This window comes from Oscillibacter sp., assembly GCF_031978065.1.
Classification (GTDB): Bacteria; Bacillota; Clostridia; order Oscillospirales; family Oscillospiraceae; genus Oscillibacter.
In genome coordinates, this window is sequence record NZ_DALZCH010000059.1 from 1 (window position 1) to 20685 (window position 20685).

The 20685-nt window shown below is 55.2% G+C and carries 19 protein-coding genes and 2 pseudogenes; 9 read left to right on the forward strand and 12 right to left on the reverse strand.

Annotation, left to right across the window (positions count from 1 at the left end):
• Nucleotides 1–338 precede the first annotated feature (338 nt).
• Nucleotides 339–1874 (forward strand): SPOCS domain-containing protein, encoded by a 1536-nt coding sequence (locus RTK01_RS10040; RefSeq protein ID WP_312280833.1) that lies wholly within the window; start codon nt 339–341, stop codon nt 1872–1874.
• A gap of 220 nt (nt 1875–2094) precedes the next feature.
• On the opposite strand, the gene RTK01_RS10045 is transcribed toward RTK01_RS10040, so the two are convergent.
• From RTK01_RS10045 to RTK01_RS10055, 3 genes are all read right to left on the reverse strand, one after another.
• Nucleotides 2095–2853 (reverse strand): amino acid ABC transporter ATP-binding protein, encoded by a 759-nt coding sequence (locus tag RTK01_RS10045; RefSeq protein WP_312280834.1) that lies wholly within the window; start codon nt 2851–2853, stop codon nt 2095–2097.
• A gap of 14 nt (nt 2854–2867) precedes the next feature.
• Nucleotides 2868–3599 carry an amino acid ABC transporter permease gene (locus tag RTK01_RS10050; protein WP_312280835.1) on the reverse strand — a complete coding sequence of 244 codons (732 nt, stop codon included), beginning with the start codon at nt 3597–3599 and terminating at the stop codon, nt 2868–2870.
• A gap of 74 nt (nt 3600–3673) precedes the next feature.
• The gene (locus RTK01_RS10055; protein WP_312280836.1) at nt 3674–4564 is read right to left on the reverse strand and encodes an amino acid ABC transporter substrate-binding protein; all 891 of its coding nucleotides are present in this window, start codon (nt 4562–4564) and stop codon (nt 3674–3676) included.
• Nucleotides 4565–4775: 211 nt separating this feature from the next.
• On the opposite strand from RTK01_RS10055, the gene spoIVA reads away from it, so the two are divergent.
• Entirely contained in the window at nt 4776–6251 is a 1476-nt protein-coding gene (spoIVA, locus tag RTK01_RS10060; protein ID WP_312280837.1) for a stage IV sporulation protein A, read from the forward strand.
• 67 nt (nt 6252–6318) lie between these two features.
• Here the strand turns inward: spoIVA and RTK01_RS10065 are convergent, their stop codons facing one another.
• Nucleotides 6319–6837: an STM3941 family protein gene (locus tag RTK01_RS10065; protein WP_312280838.1), complete on the reverse strand. Its 519-nt coding sequence runs from the start codon at nt 6835–6837 to the stop codon at nt 6319–6321.
• Nucleotides 6838–6913: 76 nt separating this feature from the next.
• Nucleotides 6914–7441 carry a methylated-DNA--[protein]-cysteine S-methyltransferase gene (locus tag RTK01_RS10070; protein WP_312280839.1) on the reverse strand — a complete coding sequence of 176 codons (528 nt, stop codon included), beginning with the start codon at nt 7439–7441 and terminating at the stop codon, nt 6914–6916.
• Nucleotides 7442–7589: 148 nt separating this feature from the next.
• Here RTK01_RS10070 and RTK01_RS10075 point away from each other — a divergent pair, with 148 nt between their 5' ends.
• The gene (locus RTK01_RS10075; RefSeq protein WP_293007577.1) at nt 7590–8360 is read left to right on the forward strand and encodes a type III pantothenate kinase; all 771 of its coding nucleotides are present in this window, start codon (nt 7590–7592) and stop codon (nt 8358–8360) included.
• Between the two features lie 72 nt (nt 8361–8432).
• On the opposite strand, the gene RTK01_RS10080 is transcribed toward RTK01_RS10075, so the two are convergent.
• Together RTK01_RS10080 and RTK01_RS10085 are read right to left on the reverse strand one after the other, a co-directional pair.
• On the reverse strand, nt 8433–8684 hold the full coding sequence (locus RTK01_RS10080; RefSeq protein WP_312280840.1) for a hypothetical protein: 252 nt from the start codon (nt 8682–8684) through the stop codon (nt 8433–8435).
• Between the two features lie 177 nt (nt 8685–8861).
• Complete coding sequence (locus tag RTK01_RS10085; protein ID WP_312280841.1) at nt 8862–10100, reverse strand: 6-phosphofructokinase; 1239 nt, start codon at nt 10098–10100, stop codon at nt 8862–8864.
• A 239-nt stretch (nt 10101–10339) separates the two neighbouring features.
• On the opposite strand from RTK01_RS10085, the gene fba reads away from it, so the two are divergent.
• From fba to RTK01_RS10105, 4 genes are all read left to right on the forward strand, one after another.
• Complete coding sequence (gene fba / locus RTK01_RS10090; protein WP_312280842.1) at nt 10340–11278, forward strand: class II fructose-1,6-bisphosphate aldolase; 939 nt, start codon at nt 10340–10342, stop codon at nt 11276–11278.
• Nucleotides 11279–11442: 164 nt separating this feature from the next.
• A complete protein-coding gene (locus tag RTK01_RS10095; RefSeq protein ID WP_312280843.1) occupies nt 11443–11943 on the forward strand; it encodes an amidase domain-containing protein in 501 nt (166 codons plus the stop codon).
• Between the two features lie 103 nt (nt 11944–12046).
• Complete coding sequence (locus RTK01_RS10100) at nt 12047–13696, forward strand: S-layer homology domain-containing protein (protein WP_312280844.1); 1650 nt, start codon at nt 12047–12049, stop codon at nt 13694–13696.
• Between the two features lie 149 nt (nt 13697–13845).
• Nucleotides 13846–14787, forward strand: coding sequence for a hypothetical protein (locus RTK01_RS10105; RefSeq protein ID WP_312280845.1), 942 nt, complete (start codon nt 13846–13848; stop codon nt 14785–14787).
• 152 nt (nt 14788–14939) lie between these two features.
• Here RTK01_RS10105 and RTK01_RS10110 read toward each other — a convergent pair whose 3' ends face one another.
• The 4 genes and pseudogenes from RTK01_RS10110 to RTK01_RS10125 all read right to left on the reverse strand — a co-directional run bounded on the left by RTK01_RS10110 (nt 14940) and on the right by RTK01_RS10125 (nt 19270).
• Complete coding sequence (locus tag RTK01_RS10110) at nt 14940–15953, reverse strand: tyrosine recombinase XerC (RefSeq protein WP_312280846.1); 1014 nt, start codon at nt 15951–15953, stop codon at nt 14940–14942.
• Nucleotides 15954–16615: 662 nt separating this feature from the next.
• Nucleotides 16616–16888, reverse strand: a pseudogene (locus RTK01_RS10115) (tyrosine-type recombinase/integrase); the annotation flags it as partial.
• A gap of 261 nt (nt 16889–17149) precedes the next feature.
• Nucleotides 17150–18544: a DNA repair protein RadA gene (gene radA, locus RTK01_RS10120; RefSeq protein ID WP_312280847.1), complete on the reverse strand. Its 1395-nt coding sequence runs from the start codon at nt 18542–18544 to the stop codon at nt 17150–17152.
• A complete protein-coding gene (locus RTK01_RS10125) occupies nt 18545–19270 on the reverse strand; it encodes an N-acetylmuramoyl-L-alanine amidase (RefSeq protein ID WP_312280848.1) in 726 nt (241 codons plus the stop codon). It lies immediately after the preceding gene.
• 219 nt (nt 19271–19489) lie between these two features.
• Between RTK01_RS10125 and RTK01_RS10130 the strand changes: the two genes are divergently transcribed.
• Complete coding sequence (locus RTK01_RS10130) at nt 19490–19939, forward strand: spore coat protein CotJB (RefSeq protein ID WP_312280849.1); 450 nt, start codon at nt 19490–19492, stop codon at nt 19937–19939.
• Nucleotides 19939–20034: pseudogene (locus RTK01_RS10135) on the forward strand (manganese catalase family protein); the annotation flags it as partial. The gene RTK01_RS10130 and the pseudogene RTK01_RS10135, both read left to right, overlap by 1 nt.
• A gap of 103 nt (nt 20035–20137) precedes the next feature.
• Here the strand turns inward: RTK01_RS10135 and RTK01_RS10140 are convergent.
• On the reverse strand, nt 20138–20685 hold a 548-nt coding region (locus RTK01_RS10140), incomplete at its 5' end, for a helicase-related protein (RefSeq protein ID WP_312280850.1).

The window sequence follows — 20685 nt, forward strand, 5'->3', positions numbered from 1 at the left end:
CGGCGTATATGTGGTGTGGTCGTGGCGGAGTAGGGTGCTGCTGGCTGTGCGTATGTGCGGTGTCGCTGTGGCTGGTCATTTTAATTGCGGCGATTTTTCCTACGGGCTTTCTGCTGTTTATCGTCGCACTGCCCCTTATCGCCTGCGGGAGCGCCTGTCTTCGGCGCTGAGATGAGTTTGATTTGGAAAAGGAGTGCGTGTATATGAAAATCGTCGTCTGGAAGTCGCCGAAAGCGCTGTGCGGCCTGCTGCGCAGGTTGTTCGGAATCAAGGAATAACCCTCATCCTCCCGGCATAGGATAGGCTAGAATCACAATGGCCGGGAAAGGATGGTCTGAATGGAACTGGATTTAAAAAAAGCCCGCTTCGACGCCTATGACGTGGGCGGGGAGCTTGTGCTGACGCAGGAGGAGACGGCGGAGACAATTGTGCCGGATTACTGCCCTGACATTGCCCGCATCATCGACACGGAGGGAAAAATCTATCTCCACAGCCGGGAGCTGCGGGACGGAAAGGCGGAAATCTCCGGCACCGTGCGGATAACGGTGCTCTATACCCCTGATGGGGAGAGCGGCGTGCGCACGCTGGATTTTGCCATGCCCTTTTCCGCCGAGTCGGACGCCAAAGCCATGCCGGAGTGTGTGCTTTTGGCAGCGGATACAGAGCCTGAGCTGCTGGAAACCCGTGCGCTGAACCCCCGTAAGGTGTTTACCCGCTGTCGGCTTGTCACCCGCCTTACCGGATATCGCCGGGCAGAGACGGAATTTTGCACCGACGCGGAGACAGACGCAGCCCTGTGCGTTGAAAAGCGGCGGGAGGTGCAGCATACCACCGCACTGACACATATCGCAGAAAAAGATTTTACATTCTCTGATGAGCTAGACCTGTCCCCGGGCAGGGAGGGCGCTGCGGAAATCCTGTCCAGCCGCGTCTCCGTTTGTGTGACGGAGACGAAGGTGGTGGGCAGCAAGCTGATTTTGAAGGGAATCTTCACAGTTTGTCTCCTGTACCGCTCCTTGGAGGGAAGATGCTGCTCCACCTCCGGCGAGCTGCCGTTTTCTCAGATTATGGAGGTGGACGGCGCGGCCGAGGGCTGTGTGGCCTCGGTTAGTGTTCAGCTCACCGGCACAGATATTCAGGTGGACGGAGACCACGACAACCGAAAGATTGCCGTCACGCTGTATCTCCACGCCACAGCCCTGCTGCGCCAGGAGCAGGACGTGACGTTGCTGTGCGATTTGTACAGCACGGCCTATGATTTGAGCTATGAGGCCCAGCCTTTGCAGCTATGTGACTTCGCGGAAACCCTGACCCGCCGTCAAACGGTGCGGGAGGTACTGGAAATCGGTGTGGTAGCGGATTCCATTCTGACACTTTCCGCCTCTCCCAGCGCCGTATCCGTCAACCGTGAAGGCGGAGGCAGTACCCTTCGTACCGCCGTGGCTGTTCGGGCGTTGTATCTGGACGAGGGCGGCGCTGCGCTGATGGCGGAGCGAAGCATCGACGTGAACTGTCAGATGGATTTACCGGAGGACTGCCGGGTAACCGCCCACGCCATTTGCCCCGAGGAAGTTCAGGGAAGTCTGGGGGACCGGGGGATCGAGGTACGGTTCTCGGTGGAGTTTCGGGCGGAGGCAGTCTCTCGGAAAAAGAGAGTTTGTGTGTCTTCCGCAAAAATCAGCAGCGAAGCGCCAAAGGACCTTTCCGGCGCCCCCTCCCTCGTTTTGCGGTGCAAAAACAGGCAGGAGACGCTTTGGGACCTTGCCAAGCGGTACAACACCACCGTAACCACCATCCTCTCTGCAAACGACTTGGAGGACGAGGTGAACGTATCGGAGGAAAAGCTGCTGCTGATTCCCCGGAAGCGGGCGTAAGTGCCAGAGGGACTGCGTTTTTCTGAATATAACATACAAAATCGGCGCAGCCATAGGCTGCGCCGATTTTAATGGTCCTTATGCCGCTGCATTCCGTCGGTCTCTGCGTTCCATAGCCCAAGGCAAGCGTCCATAGCCGAAATATGTACCGATACAAACAAATTTGGATTTAGATTGCCGCCAGAGGCGAGAAAATGCTGCAAAGCGAGGCCCTGTTGCCTCAACTCGAAAACCGGGCCAGAAACTGCTTCGTCCGCTCTTCCTTTGGGGCCCTAAGCACCTCTTGGGGCTCGCCCTGCTCCACAATGACCCCTCCGTCCATGAAAATCACCCGGTCCGCAACATCCCGGGCAAAGGCCATTTCGTGGGTGACAATCACCATAGTCATTTTTTCCTGTGCGAGCTGGCGGATAACCTTTAAAATTTCGCCGGTCAGCTCTGGGTCCAACGCAGAGGTGGGCTCGTCAAAAAACAGAATTTCCGGCTGCATGGCCAGAGCCCTTGCAATGGCCACCCGCTGCTGCTGTCCGCCGGAAAGCTGGCAGGGATAACACCCCGCTTTGTCGGAAAGGCCCATTTTTTTCAGCAGCTCCAATGCCGCGATCTCCGCTTCCGCCCGGCTCCTGCCCGCCACGCTGACAGGCGCGTCCGTCAGGTTTTTCAAAACTGTGTAGTGGGGAAAGAGATTGAAATTTTGAAAAACCAGCCCAAAGCAGCGCCGTATCTTTTTCAGATCTCCGGCATAAACCGTTCTGCCACGCGCATCGTTCCATGCGGCTTTGTTCCCGGAATAGGAAAGCTCGCCGCCGTCCATCTCCGTCAACAATGTGGCGCAGCGCAGCAGGGTGGACTTTCCGGAGCCGGAGGGACCGATGATGGCCACCACCTCCCCCTTGTCCACGCTCACGGAAATGTCCCGTAGCACCTCCGCAGTCCCGTCAAAGGACTTGCGGACGCGGTTCAACTCCATCACTTTCATCTTCGGACACCTCCTCAGCTATAATAGCTCATACGTTTTTCAATGCGTTCCATCCCCCAAGCCACCACGCTGTTAAACAAAAAGTAGAACGCTCCCGCAATAAATAGAGGGAGGACGGTGGTGTTGGCGGCGGAAATCTGCTTTGCAACGTTGAACAGCTCCTGATAGGCGATGACAAAGGCCAGAGACGTATCCTTCACCAGCGTAATTACTTCGTTGGTGACGGCAGGGAGGACCCGCTTCACCATCTGGGGCAGAATAATCTTAAAAAAGGTCTGTCTCCGGCTATAACCCAACACCTGCGCAGCCTCATACTGTCCCTGCGGGATGGACTGGATGCCGGAGCGATAAATTTCCGCGAAGTAGGCTGCATAGTTGATGGAAAACGCAATGACCGCCGCCAGCAAGCGAGAATAGCCCGATAGACTGATGCCAAAAACGTAGTAGGGTCCGAAATACACCACCATCATCTGAAGCATCAGCGGCGTGCCCCGGAGGACGGAGATAAAAAACCGCACCAACGCCTGCACGGGCTTGAATTCCCGCAGTGCCGACACTGCTTTGCCCGGTTTCTTCCCGGCGGATTCCCTCTTTGTGCCAAGACGGCACAGAGGCGCCCAGGCGGACATCCGCCCCAGCGCCACCAGAAGCCCCAAAGGCATGGAAAACACCAGCGTCAGCACAAAAAGCTGCACGGCGGCCCACAGGCCCGTCAGCAGTTGCTGGAGTACATTTGCCAAAACCATTCCAAATTCTCCTTGCTCTTCAATTGCTGGTGAGGGCGACGGGGTTTCCCGCCGCCCTCACGGAAGCAGTCTGCTTATTCGCCGTAGCAGAGCATATCGGCCAGTTCCGGCGCATCGTAGGTTGTGGCGGCTGTGGCAGCAATTTTCTGGAAGGTTCCGTCGGCCCACATGGCATCCAGCGTGTCCTTTACCTGATCGGCCAGCTCCGTGTTGCCCTTTTTGAAGCCGATGCCGTACTGCTCGGTGGACAGGGGCTTTTCCAGCATCACAAACTTGTCGGAGCCACGGGTCTTCAACTGGAAGTTGGCCACGCCGATATCCACCGCGATGGCGTCGTTGGCGCCGGATTCTAGATTCATAAAGGCGGTATTGTAGTCGGGGACCTCGTCCAGCGCGGAGAAGGAGGCGGCCAGAGCAAGATTCTCGTCGTTGCTGCCGTCACCGGGGTCGTCAGTCAGCGCCGTGAGAGCGGAGGAGCCGGACTGAGTCACCACCGGTTTTCCGGCAAGCTGCGCCGCGTCGGTAATCCCGCTGTCAGACCGCACCACAAACATAATGGAATTATTTACGTAGGGGCCTACCCATGTATAGTTTTCCTCGCGTCCGGTCATGGTGAAGCCGTTCCAGATGCAGTCGATATTCCCCGCGTCCAGTTCCATGTCCTTGGAGGTCCAGTCAATGGGCTGGCGATTAAGCTCCCAGTCGTTGCGGTCGCAGACCTCCTGCGCCAAATCCAGATCAAAGCCCACGTAGCTTCCGTCGTCGGCAATAAAGCCGTAAGGGGGATACTCCGCGTCGAAGCCGACGGTAAAGGTGGTGCGTGCCGCGCTGCCGGACGCGGCCTCCGGGGAAGACGACGCGGAGCCGGACGTTTCGCTGCCTGCGGGCGCAGTGCCACCACAGGCGGCAAGAGAGCCGACAATTGCCGCCATGGCAAGCAGAGCCAGAACCTTTTTCATGTTCATTACAATTCCTCCAATTTAAGGGCCCCGCCCTTTTGATTTAGTTAATTATCAATTTAGCATGATAATACACAACTGTAAATATGCGATATCCAAAAAGAATCCGCAAAAAAGCGACGGACTTTTGTGCAATTTTCGGTGGCTCCTGCCTGTCATACTTGTCAGGCTTTCCACATAGAGTGGAAGCAGGATTGCAAGAAGGACGGGGGATGCTATGAATACGACCATCTATCAGAATATCGCCACCCGGACCGCCGGTGACATCTACATCGGTGTGGTAGGCCCGGTACGCACGGGAAAATCTACATTTATCAAACGGTTTATGGAGACGCAGGTGATCCCCAACATTGAAAACGTCTACCGCCGTGAGCGGGCCAGAGACGAGCTGCCCCAGAGCGGCTCGGGACGGACCATCATGACGGCGGAGCCAAAGTTTGTGCCGGAGGAGGCCGTTCAGATTCAGCTGTCCGATGGGGCGGCGTTTTCCGTGCGGCTGATTGACTGCGTGGGGTATATGGTTCGGGGCGCCATCGGGTCCACAGAAGACGACCAGCCTCGCATGGTAACAACTCCTTGGTACGACCACGAGATTCCTATGATGGAGGCGGCGGAGCTTGGTACCCGCAGAGTGATTGCGGAGCATTCCACCATTGGCATCGTCATCACCACCGACGGGTCCATCTCGGAGATTCCCAGAGAGGATTATCTGGAAGCGGAAGAGCGGGTGATCCGGGAGCTTCAGGAGCTGGGAAAGCCCTTTATCGTCCTGCTGAACTCCGACTCGCCCAAATCCGAGCGGGTGCAGGCGATGGCAAAGGACATTGCCGCTCACTATGACGTAAACTGCATGCCGGTAAACTGTTTGGAACTGGACGAGGCTGCAGTGGCGGACGTATTGAAGGCCGTGCTGTACGAATTCCCCATGCAGGAGCTGGATGTGTTCCTGCCCGCGTGGGTGGACGCCCTTCCGGCGAACCACCCCATCAAGGCCGGACTGTACGGCTCGGTGCGGGAAGGGACCATGGGACTGCGCCACATCCGGGAGGTTGACGGCGTGATTGCACAGCTTGGCAAGAGCGAGAACATCAGCTCTGCCAAGCTCACCGGTATCGACCTTGGAACGGGTGTTGCCTCATCGGTGCTGCTTCTACCTCAGGAGCTGTTTTATCGGACGCTGTCGGAGCAGTCGGGCTTCTCCGTGGCGGACGACGGGGATTTGATGAGCCTGCTGACCCAGCTTGCCACCGTGAAAACAGAGTATGACAAGGTGGCGGGCGCACTGAACGACGTGCGGGAAAACGGATACGGCATTGTAGTTCCCGGTCTTGACGAGCTGAAGCTGGAAGAGCCGGAAATCATGAAGCAGGGTGGACGGTACGGCGTGCGCCTGAAGGCCAGCGCCCCCAGCATCCACATGATTCGTGCCGACATCGAGACGGCGGTCAGCCCCATTGTGGGGAACGAAAAGCAGTCGGAAGACATGGTGAACTATCTTTTACAGGAGTTTGAGGGGGACACCAGCAAAATCTGGCAGTCCAATATCTTCGGCCGCAGCTTCCACGAGCTGGTGAGTGAAGACCTGCAAAACAAACTCCAGCGGATGCCTGACGACGCACGGAAGAAGCTTCAGGAGACGCTGACCCGCATCATTAACGAGGGCAGCGGCGGGCTGATCTGCATTATTCTTTAATAAAAAAGACAGAGGGAAGCACCTTGTGCTTCCCTCTGTTTGTATGTATAGGTTACTGACGGCGATTTTACTGCGCTGCCATATGCCGTCTCTGGAGCTCTCCAATCAGGTCCTGCGGAGAGACATCGCTGGGGCTCAATGAGATACTAATAGGTTGATGCCCCAACTTGAGATTCCACCGCGCTAACCATTTTTTGACACCACTAAGCTTTTCAATATAAGCTTCCTGATTTTTTAACAAAACTTCAATAAATACATTGTTCATCATACTGCCAAGATAAATAAATTCAATATCGTTCCACGGAATAAATCCGAAAGAAAGTACAGTGCTGTTTTCTAAAATACCATCTGTAGTGACTGTAAGAAGCGGCTTTCCGGACAGCGCCTTTTTGATAAAAAAAATACTGCAAAAAGTATAAAGGAGAATACTAAAAGCTGCAAAAACTCTTAACACAATCTGCAGCAGAGGGCTTTCCATCAAATCTGCGAACAGTAGAAACACACTAAGTAAGGTCATTCCTAATATGATGCATATGACGAGGAAAACGCCTTTTTCTGACTGCTTGACAACAATTGTTTCATCCATTCTCTCCGCGTCCTTTCCAATCAAAAAATGCCGTACTCTGCTTCAATTTGCAAATTGTCTGTAAAGTGTATTTATCTTACAGATATTCCCTCTCTTTGGGAAGATGAAATCTTTTTAAATCCACGCCCTCCAACTCCAGCAGGCGCATTTTATTGCCAAGGCCCCCAGCGTAGCCAGTGAGGGAGCCATCTCCGCCCACCACCCGGTGGCAGGGGATGAGGATGGAAACGGGGTTATGCCCTACCGCACCGCCCACGGACCGGGCCGACGCGGAAGTTCCCTGTGCTTGCAGGCGCTGCGCCAGCGCACCGTAGGTGACGGTTTCGCCCCGGGGAATTTCCAGCAGAAGCTTCCATACCTCCTTGCGAAATGCACTGCCTTGGGGAGCCAGCGGCGGAAGAGCGTCGGGAATCCCGCCTGAGAAATAGACCTCCAGCCAGTCCCGCGTTTGATCAAATACCGGAAGCGCGGCGGTTTCTTCGTGCCCCGTAAGAGTGGAGCCGAAATATTTCTGCCCTTCCAACCAAAGCCCAGTCAGCGCCGTGCCGTCCGACGCAAGGCACAGAGGTCCTAAGGGGGAAGAAAGCTTGCAAATTGTATCCATAGGCAAAATTCCTTTCAAATTCTAAAAAGCAGTTGTTAAAAAACCTTTGTTCGACTGATAAGATCATTATAGCAGAATGCAGTTCCGCTTGCAAGAATTGTCCGGACGTGATACCATAAAAGCATCAGACAGGGGAGGGGATTGCGACATGCTTCTGGCCATCGACGTGGGAAATTCCAATATGTCCGTGGGGCTGTTCGGCCCGGACAGGGAGCTGAAGTTCCTGGCCGCGCTGGATACGGACATCCGCAGAACGGCGGATCAGTTCAGCATTGACTTGATGAATTTATTTGCGCTGTATCATTACGATCTGAAGAACGTCAGCGGAGCCATTGTGTGCAGCGTGGTTCCGCCGCTGAATTTCATGCTGGAAAAGGCGGTGGGCCGTCTTCTGGGAAAGCCGCCCATGGTGGTGGGGCCCGGAGTGAAAACGGGCCTGAATATCCGCATGGACTTTCAGACCCAGATGGGGGCCGACATTGTGGCGGACGCGGTGGCGGCTCTTGAGAAATTCGCCGCACCTATCGTCACCATCGACATGGGCACCGCCATCACCATCGGGGTCATCTCTCACGACCGTACCTATGAGGGCGGGCTGTTGCTGCCGGGGGTCAATGTCTCGCTGGAGGCTTTGAGCCGCCGGGCGGCGCAGCTTCCCGCCATTTCCCTCCAGCACCCCAAGTCTCTCATCGGCAAAAACACGGAAGACTGCATGCGCGCCGGTATCATCTATGGAACCGCCGGGATGCTGGACGGCGTGTTGGACCGCATCCGAGACGAATTTCGCGGCAAGACCGTCAGCGTGGTGGCCACAGGAGGGAGCGCGCCCATCATCGTGAAGTACTGCCGGAATGAGATTATCTACGACAAGTACCTTTTGATGGACGGGCTGTGGGCCATCTACCAGAAAAACCGATAGGAGGTAAGAAGTAAGGTTCAATAAAACAGAGAGGGCCTTTCGGCCCTCTCTTCTATATAGAAAAAAGTACGCTCAGTTTCCACAGTGCCGCGCAACACAGGTGGCGGAAATCTGTGGGGGAAGACTCATCGTCATGGCCCCGCTGTAACGGATGCACACGCAATCACCGCAGGAGAAGCAGCATGCATTATCTGCATGAACAACAACCTCTTGGTTTGTAGCGCAGTCGCACACCAGTAGCTGACAGCGCTCGGCGCGAAGAATACGCGCGATCATCACGGTATCCATGACGGTATCATTATTGCGACAAGTTTCAAGTTCCAAAATAATTACCTCCAATACACAGGCCGCAATCTATCATATTCAAAGCAAACGACTTCAGTGCATCGTACCTCCGGACAGAAACAAGCGCAGCCGCAGGGTACTGACGAGGCCCGTCTGCACTGCGAACGACTCTCTTAAATTACAATGCGGCCCGCTCGAATGAGCGGGCCGCATGTTTTATTTCGCCAGCACCTTTTTAAGCTTCGCGAAGCGGGGGAGGGAGTCTTCCTTCGGCAGCTTCGGCTCGCCCTGAATCAAGGGCAGCACATAGTCAATAAAGGGCTGCTCCACGCCGTTGCCTCTGGGGTTAATCCACTCCCGCGGGACCTTTTTCTCCGTGTTGGCAACGTCGGTCAAGTTCAGCAGAGCCGTTTTGCAGACGTAATGGCCGTCCCGCTCAATTCGCTCAAAGCCCACCATCTTGTCGGTGATGCCGTTGACCGCATTTTCCACAGCAGCCTTTCCGGCCATAAATGATTCTTCAATATCTGTCTCGGAGGCCAGATGCGCGCCGCAGCGCTGCAAAAGGCTCAGCTCGATGCCCCGAACCTTGGCGCCGGTCTTCTCCTTGACGATGGCGGCAAGCGTGGCGGCAAGCCCGCCCAACTGGGCGTGACCAAACCCGTCGGTGGCGGACGCCTTCGCCTCGGACACAAAGGTGCCGTCTGGATAGTGGATGCCCTCGGACACGGCCACCATGCAGTTGCCCTTTTCCTTGTAGATGCGCTCCACGTCGGCTAGGAACTCCTCCATGTTGAAGTCCGTCTCCGGCAGGTAAACCAGGTCTGGACCCGCGCCGTAGGTTGTGGCCAAAGCAGACGCGCCCGCCAGCCAACCGGCGTGGCGGCCCATAATTTCAACAATGCAGACCATTCCGGTGTCGTAGACCCGGGCGTCCTGATAAACCTCCATACAGCTTGTGGCGATATACTTGGCGGCGGAGGCGTATCCGGGGCAGTGGTCCGTTCCGTACAAATCGTTGTCGATGGTCTTGGGTACACCCATCACGCGGCACTCATAGCCCGTCTTCTGCATATACTTGGAGATTTTGTTGCAGGTGTCCATAGAGTCGTTGCCGCCGTTATAAAAGAAGTAGCGCACATCATACTTTTTAAACGTCTCCAGAATACGCTTGTAGTCGGTGTCGTCCATATCCGGGTCCGCCATTTTGTAGCGGCAGGAGCCAAGAGCGGAGGAGGGAGTGTATTTCAAAAGCTCCAGCTCTGTGGGGGTCTCCTTGCCCATGTCGAATAAACGGTCGTTCAAAACGCCCTTGATGCCGTGCTCCGCGCCGTAAACCGCAGTGATGGCTGGAGAATTCAGCGCGGTGGCGATCACGCCGTACGCGCTGGCGTTGATCACAGAAGTGGGACCTCCGGACTGGCCTAAGATGCAGGCGCCTTTCAGTTCACTCATGGATAGTTCCTCCTGATTTTTCATCCCGGAAAGCCGGGCTTGATAAATGTATAAGTGAAAATATTTTATCATGTTCACCCACAATTGTAAATACTTGCAATTTTATTTCTCTGTGCTATTATGATATCAGAAAATCGTTTTCTTAAAACGTATCCAAACCGTTTTGGATGGATGCACGGACTCAGGCGCGTGTTCTCGCCGCGCCGGGAAAACAATAATTTTGACAGGAGATGATTGATATGCCACTGGTCACGTCAACCGAAATGTTTAGAAAGGCCTATGAAGGCGGCTATGCCATCGGTGCGTTCAACGTCAACAATATGGAGATCGTACAGGGCATCACCGAGGCCGCCCGCGATCTGGATGCCCCCCTGATTCTTCAGGTATCCAAGGGCGCCCGGGCCTACGCCAACCATACCTATCTGATTAAGCTGGTAGAGGCCGCGGTCATTGAGTGTCCCAACGTTCCCATCGTGCTCCATCTTGACCACGGCCCGGATTTTGAAACCTGCAAAAGCTGCATCGACGGCGGTTTTACCTCCGTGATGATCGACGCCTCCGGCAAACCTTTCGACGAGAATATTGAGATCACCCGAAAAGTGGTGGAATATGCCCACGACCACGGCGTGGTGGTGGAGGCAGAGCTGGGGACTCTGGCCGGTATTGAAGACGAAGTAAACGTCAGCGCCGAGGACTCCTCTTATACCCGCCCCGAAGAGGTGGAGGAATTTGTTTCCCGAACCGGCTGCGACTCTCTGGCCATCGCCATCGGCACCAGCCACGGCGCGTTCAAGTTTAAACCCGGCACGAAGCCCCAGCTCCGGTTCGACGTGCTGGAGGAGGTTTCCCGTCGGCTGCCTGGCTTCCCCATCGTGCTGCATGGTTCGTCCTCCGTACCGCAGGAGTTTGTGGAGAAGATCAACAAATTCGGCGGCAACATGCCCGGCGCCATCGGCGTGCCGGAGGATCAGTTGCGCCACGCGGCGGAGCTGTCCGTGTGCAAAATCAACATCGACTCCGACCTTCGTCTCGCCATGACGGCCTGCATTCGGGAGCACTTCGCACAAAACCCGGGTGATTTTGACCCCCGCCAGTATCTCAAGCCCGCCCGTCAGGCCATTAAGGACATGGTGTCCCATAAGCTGATTCACGTTCTGGGCTGCGACCACAAAATTTAATCATTTTTTCAGAAAAACAGGGCAGGGAGACGAATGTCTCCCTGCCTTTTTATAGGGACTGCGCCGCTCATGTAAAAAATCGCACGGGCGGGCGTGTCCGCCAAAGGCCGGTGGTGGCACAGTTCTCTCCCTTCGCATAAGCTGGGGGCAGGGGAGGGGTGCCCATGATTTTACAGGACTATGACCGCCAGGCAGCGGTGCAGTACGCCCATCGCTGGGCCTATGGCCGAAATCCGGCCTTTTACGACTATGAAAGCATCGGCGGAGACTGCACAAATTTTGCATCTCAGTGTCTGTATGCCGGGGGCGGCGTAATGAATTTTCTCCCGACCTATGGCTGGTACTATATTAACGCGAATCGAAAGGCCCCCGCGTGGACGGGGGTGGAATTTCTGTATAACTTCCTCACCCGGTCCCAGCCCTCGGTGGGCCCTGTGGGTGTGGAATGTCAATTATGGGAGCTGCGTCCGGGCGATCTGGCCCAGCTCTCTCTGGGCGGGAGCCGTTATCAACATTCACCAATCGTGGTGGAGGCGCAGCCGCCCTATGGTCCGGAGGACATTCTCGTAGCGGCACATAGCTTTGATGCGGACAACAGGCCGCTGAGCAGCTATGAGTATGTCCTTATTCGACCTGTCAGAATCCTTGGTGTTAACCGTGCGTGACTTGAACGCGGCGAAAAAAGGTGCTATAATTACGGCTGACGGAGTTTCTTTCCGCCAGCCGTGATTGTTTGTATTGATTAAAAAGTAAGGATGGCGAATACATATGAAAAAGCTTTGTGCGGCACTGTTGGCCGCTGTTCTGACCGCAGTGGCCGCACTGCCGGTTTCTGCCGCGTCCTTCCGGGATATTCCGGTGGGGAGTGCTCTTGCAGCCGAGGTGCAGAAGGCCGCGGACTACGGCCTGATGGGCGGATACAGCGCCTCCAACTTTGGCTATTCGGCCCCCATCACCCGGGGCCAGTTTGCAGCGGTGCTGGTGCGGATGATGGTGAAAACCATGAATTGGGACGGAGAACTGCCTTTGCAGCCTTCGTTTTCCGACGTACCTGCCTCACATACATGGTACTCTGTGGTGGAGACGGCTCTGGCCCATGACGTGGTGGATCAGAGCGAAAAATTTCGCCCGGACGTGCCCATCACCCGCGCCGAGATGTCTGAGATGCTGGTCCGGGCGGTGGGGCTGAAGGGGGCGGCTGCGATTCAGGAAAAATCGACCGCGCTTCCGTTCACAGACGTGGAAGCAGGGAAGGGCTATGTGGCTGTGGCCTATCAGATTGGCATGACCTCGGGCACCTCAGAAACCACCTTTGCCCCCAACGCAACCGCGACCCGGGGACAGGCTACCGCCATGCTGGTGCGCATTTACGAAAAGCTCAGCCGGGCCACTGAATTTGTCCATGGGTTCTACGCCATTTCCTCCCGAAGCCAGCTTAGCCTGACGGACGGGATGGAGGCCGTCAGCGCCGGGTGGAGCCGGATGACGTGGGACGGAACTACGGCGCTGCTTTCCACCACCTCAGCGAACGGGAATGAGTACGCCGTTCCCAGCGGCTATCAGGACGTAACCGGCTATCTGGACGCGGGCGGCACCCCACTGAACCTGAGCGTCTATATGGATGTGTCCGGCGGCGTGCGGGAGCTGCTGGCATCCGAGGCCGGAATTTCGGCGGCGGTGGAGCAGATAGTCAATGAGCTGACCGTTTCCTACAACGCCGTGGGCAAAAATCCCTATTCCGGTGTGACAATTGATTTTGAGGGTCTACGGACTGTGCAAAAAGCGAATTTTACGGTGTTTTTGAACGCGCTTTCCAGTAAAGTGCATTCCCTTGGCAAGAGCCTGTATATTTGTGTTTCCCCAATTTTAACCACCGGAAGCTATTACGACGGCTATGATTACGCTGCCATCGGAGCGGTTACCGACCGGGTAATTTTGATGGCGTATGATTACAACACCGCGGATATGACTCCCTTTGTGGGAACGGAGTATTACAAGACCGCTGCGCAGGCTCCGGCTGATCAGACATACGCCTCACTGCTGGACGCCGTCGTCCAAATAGGCGCTGCCAATCAGCCCAAGCTGCTTCTGGGCTTCTCCAGCAAACCCATGGCATGGAAAATCGGCGCAGATGGAAAGCTTCTCTCCGGAACGCCGGTGTATCCCTCCAATGAGACGCTATATCAGCGGCTGAGACAGTCGAATACGGAAAAGGGCTGGTCTGACACCTATCAACAGCCCTATGCAATCTATACCACGGAAGACGGCAGCCGTTATTTCGTCTGGTACGACGATAATAACAGCGTTCATGTCAAGCTCGGCGCCGCCAAGCTGCTGGGCATTACCGGCGTTTCCCTGTGGCGGCTGGGGACCATCCCCTCGGAAACCGACTGGAACTGGAGTAGCCTGCTGGCGTGAAATTTTGTGACAGGAAAACTTTGCGCAGGTCAAAAGCGGACAAGGAAGGATCTAAAGACCGGCGTCCGATCAGTGGTTTGCTATGGCTGGGCTGCCGGGATGTTCTGTATGGCTAATGGGCAGTAATATAAAATCGAATGGAGTTCACAATGGTATATTACGATGAAAAGATACAGGGTCTTCGCAAGAAGATTGAACAAAAGAAGCACACCCAATCCAAACTGAAAGAGCTCTATATTCAACGAGAGTCTCTGCTCTTAAAAACCGATGCACTGAAGAAAGAAAAATTAGACGAACAAGCAGACGTGGATCGGCTGGAAGGGCATAGCTTGGCCGCTTTTTTCTACGGTGTTGTCGGCAAAAAGGATGAAAAGCTGGATAAAGAACGTCAAGAGGCCTATGCTGCGGGTGTGAAGTATGACGTGGCCGCGCGCGAGCTTTTTGCCGTGGAGGAAGATATCAGCCGCTACGAAGCTGAACTTGGCCGACTAGGGGAGTGCGAGAGGGAATATGAGCAGACACTGAAGGAAAAGCTGGATGCCATTAAATCCCAGGGCACACAAGATGTCCGGAAGATTCTTGAGACTGAAGAACGCATTTCATATCTGGACGGACAGATTAAGGAAATCAACGAGGCGTTTGGCGCCGGGCAGGCCGCTCTTGCCACTACAGAAGGGGTTCTATCCAGCCTTGACAGCGCGGAGGGTTGGGGGACTTGGGATTTGCTGGGCGGAGGGCTGATATCGGATTTGGCGAAGCACAGCCATCTGGATGAAGCGCAGCAACAGGTAGAGCATTTACAGGTACAACTGCGCCGCTTTAAAACAGAGCTGACTGATGTGACGATTCATGCGGATATGCAGGTCAGCATCGAAGGCTTTCTGGGATTTGCAGATTTTTTCTTTGACGGATTGTTTGCGGATTGGGCGGTATTGGATAAAATTAATCAGTCTCAGGCACAGGTGCAGAATACCAAAAGCGAAATTGAGCGCGTCATCAGCCGCTTGAAGGACATGCTCGGTGTGGCTGATACAAGCCTGAAAAACGAAACCGCTGCGCTGAACGAACTGATCGCAAAAGCGGCAATCTAAGCGGCGGGAGAAATTCCATAAAATGCGGCACAGGAAAAGTGATATCTTTCCTGTGCCGCATTTTATGGAGACAAAAGGACTTATCTCAAATTCTCTTTATAATGATAACGAAACAAATTTGCAATTCTTTGGTTCAAAGTTTTTTGATTCTCTTATTCGCCAGATTTGTCATGAATTTTAACGCGTGACAAGGGATTTGCCTTTGCGGCGACACGGAGGGCTTCGTTGTCGATGTGCGTATAGATTTCCGTGGTATTCAGGTGCTCGTGACCCAAAACCTCCTGCACTGCTTTCACGTCCACGCCATTTTGCAGCATTAGTGTGGCGGCAGTATGACGGAGCTTGTGAGAGGAGTATTCCGATGCGTCCAGTCCGGCTTGACCCAGATGCTTTTTTACCAGCGCATGCACGCCGGAGCGGCTGATGCGTTTGTTTTGCTCAGACAGAAGCAGCGCGCCGCTGTCCCGTCCCGACACGGGCCGCCGCGCCGCCAGATATCGCCGCAGCGCGTCCTTGCAGGCATCGTTCAGATAGACGATGCGGACTTTGTTGCCCTTGCCCAAAACCCGAAGGGCCTCCTCCTGAATATCGTTTAAATTCAGCCCCACCAGCTCGGAAATACGCAATCCGCAGTTGAGAAAAAGTGTCAGAATGCAGTAGTCCCGCTCGCGGTTCTTTCCGTCAACCGACTCTAAAAGCCGGATGCTTTCATCCAGTGTCAGATATTTCGGCAGCGACTTTCTGGTTTTGGGGGAGTCGATGTCCTTTACGGGATTCTCGGTAATCAAGTGTACCTTATTGGTCAGATAGTTGTAAAAAGATCGAAGTGTTGCAATTTTTCTTGCTCTTGAGGAGGAATTTAGTCCATAATCTGAGTTAGAGCTGTTTTGATGCAAAATCCGGTCGCGGCTGAGATAGGTCATGTATCCGTAAATGTCTGTTAATGTTACAGATTTAACAAAGTCTAAATCCACATCTAGAATAGGAATTTCATCCAGCCGCCTGTCACGCAGGGAGGAATCTCGTGTCTGCTTCATGTAGCGAAAAAAGTTTCTCAGATCCAGAAAGTATTCATCCACGGTTCGCTTTGAATGAGCTTTGATGGTTTCATGATACGCCAGAAAGTCCCGCAGAACCGGCGGCGCTTCAGTACGATAATCGTTCAAAATATCACCCTCAATCCTGTAATGTTATTGTACGCGTAGTGGCCTGAGCGGTCTTGAAAGAGGATTTCTTCATGAAAAGCCGCCCAAATCGCTGGAAACGGGTTTGTCCGGATGGGTATTTCCAAGCAGTCGGCGCAGAACCTTATGCAATATGCAACAGCATAATCCTGAAAATGATTCCGTAATCCAGTTGCCGTAGGCAGCGCTGTCCGCGCGTAAACCCGCACGGTGGATGACAACCTTTTCATGCCCGCGTACGTTATATAGAAAACCCGACCAGCGATGGCGACGTCTACGATGTCACAGTGTAATCGGATTGGATATCCTTTATTGACTCCCCCGCTTTAAACAAAATTTTTATTTTGTTCAATCGTTTTTGCAAAACAAAGCCGACTGTCCGCCCTCCGCCCCGGCATACTGCCGGGCTGCGCGCGCTGCGTGTCGTAGGCAGCGCGTCGGAAGCAGCGCCCCGCATCGCGCTTGGGGCCAGCCGCTCCGGGCAACAAAATAAACGTTGTTGTTCCGTCTTGGTATTCGATGGCGTGTGTTTTCGCCGCCTCCGAACCTAGCTTGCCGTCCTCCTTCCGCGCCGTATTGGCTGTGTCAAAACAGCCCTCATTCAGGTGCAGGGTTGTTTTGACACAAGTATAAAGCGGCGCTAGTCACTTGTCAACCGAAAATTTCCGCCTCCGCTGCTCGGCGAGGACGTTCTTCCGAAAAAGCAGCGTGTCAGCCATCACATAAATAGCGGTGACGGCAGGGCTGGCGTGTTCCATGGCCCGCTGCACGCGCCGAATGTCCCCGTACTTTTGCATCAACTCCATGGCGTAGACTTTTCGGAAGCTGTGCGGCCCAACGTTTTGCTCAAACCTAGCGTGCTGCGCCCGCTTCACGTCTTTCCAAACGGCCTGCCTTGTCTTGTGGTTCCCCAGCCTCGTGCCGGGGAACTCCCAAAGAGGCCCGGCCTGTTGGCGGGCCGTTTTTTCCTCTTACAAAACATAAACTCTACCATTTCGGCACATCCTAGCCGCAAGCGCTTGACTGCCCGCAAACATCTCAAACTGAAAGGAACGGATTAAAATTTATGGGGCTTATTCCGTGCACCTCTGTCTGTATCTATCAAAAGGATGGACTGTGTGATCTGGACTGCGCGGCGGCTGCGGGCGTTCCGCCCGCCGGTGGCGGCTGCGTTCATTTTATCCCTGTTTGCGCAGCACGGCCCGCAGAGCCTCTCCAATATTCCGCACCGGAATCAGCTCTAACCCTGCCGGCGGATGGAGCGATTGGGACCGATGCTCCGGAATCAGGCAGCGCTTAAAACCCAGACGCTGCACCTCGTTCACCCGCTGGCCCAACTGGCTGACGCTGCGCAGCTCCCCTGTCAGTCCCACCTCTCCGATGGCCACCAGATCGCTGGGAATGGGCTGATCCAGATAACTGGAGGCCAGTGCCACGGCGGCGGCAAGGTCGGCGGCAGGCTCGTCCAACCATAAGCCGCCGATGATATTTAAATAAGTATCACAGGTAGAGAGCTTCAGCCCTCCCCTCTTTTCCAATACTGCGATCAGCATGGCCGCCCGGTTGTAATCAAAGCCGTTGCTGGTGCGGCGGGGCGTTCCGTAGCCACTGGGGGCAATCAAGGCCTGCACCTCCGCCAGAACTGGCCGAACGCCCTCCATCACACAGGTGACGCAGCTTCCCGGCGCATCCGCCGGGCGGCCTGCCAGCAGCAGCTCTGAAGGATTTTCCACCTCGTGCAGCCCCGCGTCCTCCATCTCAAACACGCCGATCTCATTGGTGGCCCCAAAGCGGTTTTTTGCCGCCCGCAAAATGCGGTAAGAGCTGTGCTGATCTCCCTCGAAATACAGCACGCAGTCCACCATGTGCTCCAAAACCTTGGGTCCGGCAATGGAGCCCTCTTTATTCACATGCCCGATGACGAATACGGTGACCTCCTGCCCCTTGGCAAGCTGCATCAGCGCCATGGTGCAGTCTTTCACCTGCCCCACGCTCCCGGCGGGAGAATCCAGCGCGTCGTTGTACAGCGTCTGGATGGAGTCAATGATAAGAATGTCCGGCTGCTCCGCCGCCACCGTTTCCAGCACGTCCCCCAGACAGGTTTCAGAGATAACGAACAATTGTTCGCTCTCCACATCCAGCCGCTTTGCACGGAGCTTTAGCTGGTGCTCCGACTCCTCTCCGGATACATACAAAACCTTAGAAAATTCGCACAGTTTGCTGCAAATTTGCAGCATCAGCGTGGACTTTCCGATCCCCGGTGCGCCGCCCACCAGAACCAGCGAACCCTTGACGGCTCCGCCGCCAAGGACCCGGTCCAGCTCGCCCATTCCGGTGGGAAAGCGGATTTCCGACGCAGTTTGCAAATCCGTCACCGGACGGGCACGGCGGGCGCCCCCTATGACGGGGATTGCCGGGGCCGCCGCTTTCCCAATCCCCCGGGACTTTTTCGGCGCGGCTTCCGCGGGGCGCTCCACCACCGTGTTCCACGCGTCGCAGGCGGGGCACTTCCCCGCCCATTTGGGCGTCTCGTTTCCACACTCCGTGCAGTAAAACGTGCTTTTCGCTTTCATCTATGATGTTTCCTCCGTAGAAAAATATCCGGCGGCAATGGCGGACGCCAGCCGTATCTGGTATCCCGGCTCTTGCAGGCGGGCGGTTTCGGCGCTGTTGGAGAGGAATCCGCACTCCACGATGATTGCCGGAGCCGTGGCGTTTTTCGTGAGATAGATAGAATCGGAAATGCGCTTAGGCGTTTTTCCGTTTCCAGTGTTCACGCTGCTGTTCAGCCGTTCCTGCACGGTGGCGGCCAGCGCCGGGGCAGGTTCCACGCCATTGTAAAATACCTGTGCGCCGTGGGTTTTGGGAGAGCCTGGCAGGCTGTTCTGATGGATGCTGAGGAGCACCGCATTCTCCAGTCCATTTACCAGCGCCACCCGGTTTTTAAGGTCGGACGCCTTTTTCTGGCGCAGCGTCGTGGCTTCCGGAGAATGGATGGACACGTCCTCCGTCCGGGTCATCACCGTGTCCTGCCCCCAAAACCGGAGCAGCGCGTCCACTCGCCCGGCAATCTGCAAATTCAACCCGCTCTCTACCGTGCCGTCCCCGGCCACCGCGCCGCCGTCCTCTCCGCCGTGGCCCGGGTCTACCACCACCACGCGGCTGGGGCTTCCCACCTGCTGGGCAGAGAGCACAGAGACACTCCCACTCCCCTGCCACAAAATCAACGCCATCCCCGCCACCGCCGTAAGCAGCAGTGCGGATAGGGTCAGATGGGTCCTGCGTATAAAAACAACCATCGCCGTCACCTCCCGTGAAGAATATGAGGTACGGCTTTTCCATTATGTCCGCCGCAAGCGGGCGCGGGCAGTCCGGGAGGGCTTTGCGTATATTATAGCACTCTTCCCTTCGGTCCCGCAAGATGTACCCGCGGAGGTTGCCGGGCATAGTATGGCATAAGCGCACGATACCGTGCGCAGTCTGAGCAAACCTGCGCAAAGGAAGGAGTATTTTTGCAGATGGATAGACCTGAATTAAATTCCTGCGGCCAAAACGACGGGAGTCTTCCCGGCCGCTGCGCGCCGCTGGCATTTCCCTATGTGCCCATGCAGGATCAGGACCCGCCCCGCTATGAAAACGCCACGGCGCTTCAGACAGGGACGCTGTTTCCGGGGCTGGACCTGCCTTTTAAGGCGGCAATGACTGACAAGCTGAAAACCAACAACACCGCCTTGGCGGAGCTGATGGCGCTTGATTTCGCAATCGACGAGCTGGGCCTTTATCTCACCACCCATCCCAAGGATCAGGAGGTTCTGAACCTCTACTGGTCTTATATCAAGCTTGCCCAAGAGGGCCGGATAACGTATCGGAAAATGTACGGGCCCCTCCTCCAAACCGATATTACAGAGCAGGACGGCTTTATCTGGCTGAATGACCCGTGGCCCTGGGATGAAGGAGTGAACGGCTAATGTTTATTTATGAAAAAAAATTGCAATATCCCGTAAACATCAAAACTCCGAATCCAAAACTGGCGGCGCTGATTATCAGTCAGTATGGGGGACCATATTCCAATAAACTACAAAATATCACGTCTCCGGAAAACCGAAGACGTGATATTTTCCTTTTCATAGGGGACTCCGTGTCCTGTCCCAAACCAGAGAGGCCTTTTACCAGCGATCGCGTCTTTTTCGATTGCCTACCACGCGATCATGCTCTTTCGCGGATGCAGCATGAGGTCTTGCGGAAGCGGCCGTCCGGGTTTGTGAATGCCTGGGATTAGATGATGCCGAGGGGGAATGTGAACGACCGGAGCTAAACCGCTTTTGCGGTGCTTTTTCTGTCTTTTGCAGAATTATCATTGGCCACTCTGATTTTTCCACAGGAATCGTGCGGCCCATCAGCTTTTCAATATCCTTTAGGTAAGAAATTTCATCATAGTCGCAGAAGCTAATGGCAATGCCTCCCAGACCGGCACGGCCGGTTCTGCCGATACGGTGAATATAGGTTTCCGGTTCATTTGGCAATTCATAGTTAAACACATGGGACAGCTCAGGAATGTCAATTCCTCTCGCCGCAATATCAGTTGCAACAAGAATTTTGATGTCTCCGTTTTTAAAGCGTTTTAGGGCGGTCTGCCGGGCGGTCTGGCTCTTGTTCCCGTGAATAGCCATCGCCACTACACCCGCCCCAGCCAACTCCGTTACTACCTTGTCGG

Excerpts from the sequence above, each read along its gene's own strand:
- RTK01_RS10040 (WP_312280833.1), top strand. The coding sequence starts at position 339 with ATGGAACTGGATTTAAAAAAAGCCCGCTTCGACGCCTATGACGTGGGC.
- RTK01_RS10045 (WP_312280834.1), bottom strand. The coding sequence starts at position 2,853 with ATGAAAGTGATGGAGTTGAACCGCGTCCGCAAGTCCTTTGACGGGACT.
- RTK01_RS10050 (WP_312280835.1), bottom strand. The coding sequence starts at position 3,599 with ATGGTTTTGGCAAATGTACTCCAGCAACTGCTGACGGGCCTGTGGGCC.
- RTK01_RS10055 (WP_312280836.1), bottom strand. The coding sequence starts at position 4,564 with ATGAACATGAAAAAGGTTCTGGCTCTGCTTGCCATGGCGGCAATTGTC.
- spoIVA (WP_312280837.1), top strand. The coding sequence starts at position 4,776 with ATGAATACGACCATCTATCAGAATATCGCCACCCGGACCGCCGGTGAC.
- RTK01_RS10065 (WP_312280838.1), bottom strand. The coding sequence starts at position 6,837 with ATGGATGAAACAATTGTTGTCAAGCAGTCAGAAAAAGGCGTTTTCCTC.
- RTK01_RS10070 (WP_312280839.1), bottom strand. The coding sequence starts at position 7,441 with ATGGATACAATTTGCAAGCTTTCTTCCCCCTTAGGACCTCTGTGCCTT.
- RTK01_RS10075 (WP_293007577.1), top strand. The coding sequence starts at position 7,590 with ATGCTTCTGGCCATCGACGTGGGAAATTCCAATATGTCCGTGGGGCTG.
- RTK01_RS10085 (WP_312280841.1), bottom strand. The coding sequence starts at position 10,100 with ATGAGTGAACTGAAAGGCGCCTGCATCTTAGGCCAGTCCGGAGGTCCC.
- fba (WP_312280842.1), top strand. The coding sequence starts at position 10,340 with ATGCCACTGGTCACGTCAACCGAAATGTTTAGAAAGGCCTATGAAGGC.
- RTK01_RS10095 (WP_312280843.1), top strand. The coding sequence starts at position 11,443 with ATGATTTTACAGGACTATGACCGCCAGGCAGCGGTGCAGTACGCCCAT.
- RTK01_RS10100 (WP_312280844.1), top strand. The coding sequence starts at position 12,047 with ATGAAAAAGCTTTGTGCGGCACTGTTGGCCGCTGTTCTGACCGCAGTG.
- RTK01_RS10105 (WP_312280845.1), top strand. The coding sequence starts at position 13,846 with ATGGTATATTACGATGAAAAGATACAGGGTCTTCGCAAGAAGATTGAA.
- radA (WP_312280847.1), bottom strand. The coding sequence starts at position 18,544 with ATGAAAGCGAAAAGCACGTTTTACTGCACGGAGTGTGGAAACGAGACG.
- RTK01_RS10125 (WP_312280848.1), bottom strand. The coding sequence starts at position 19,270 with ATGGTTGTTTTTATACGCAGGACCCATCTGACCCTATCCGCACTGCTG.
- RTK01_RS10130 (WP_312280849.1), top strand. The coding sequence starts at position 19,490 with ATGGATAGACCTGAATTAAATTCCTGCGGCCAAAACGACGGGAGTCTT.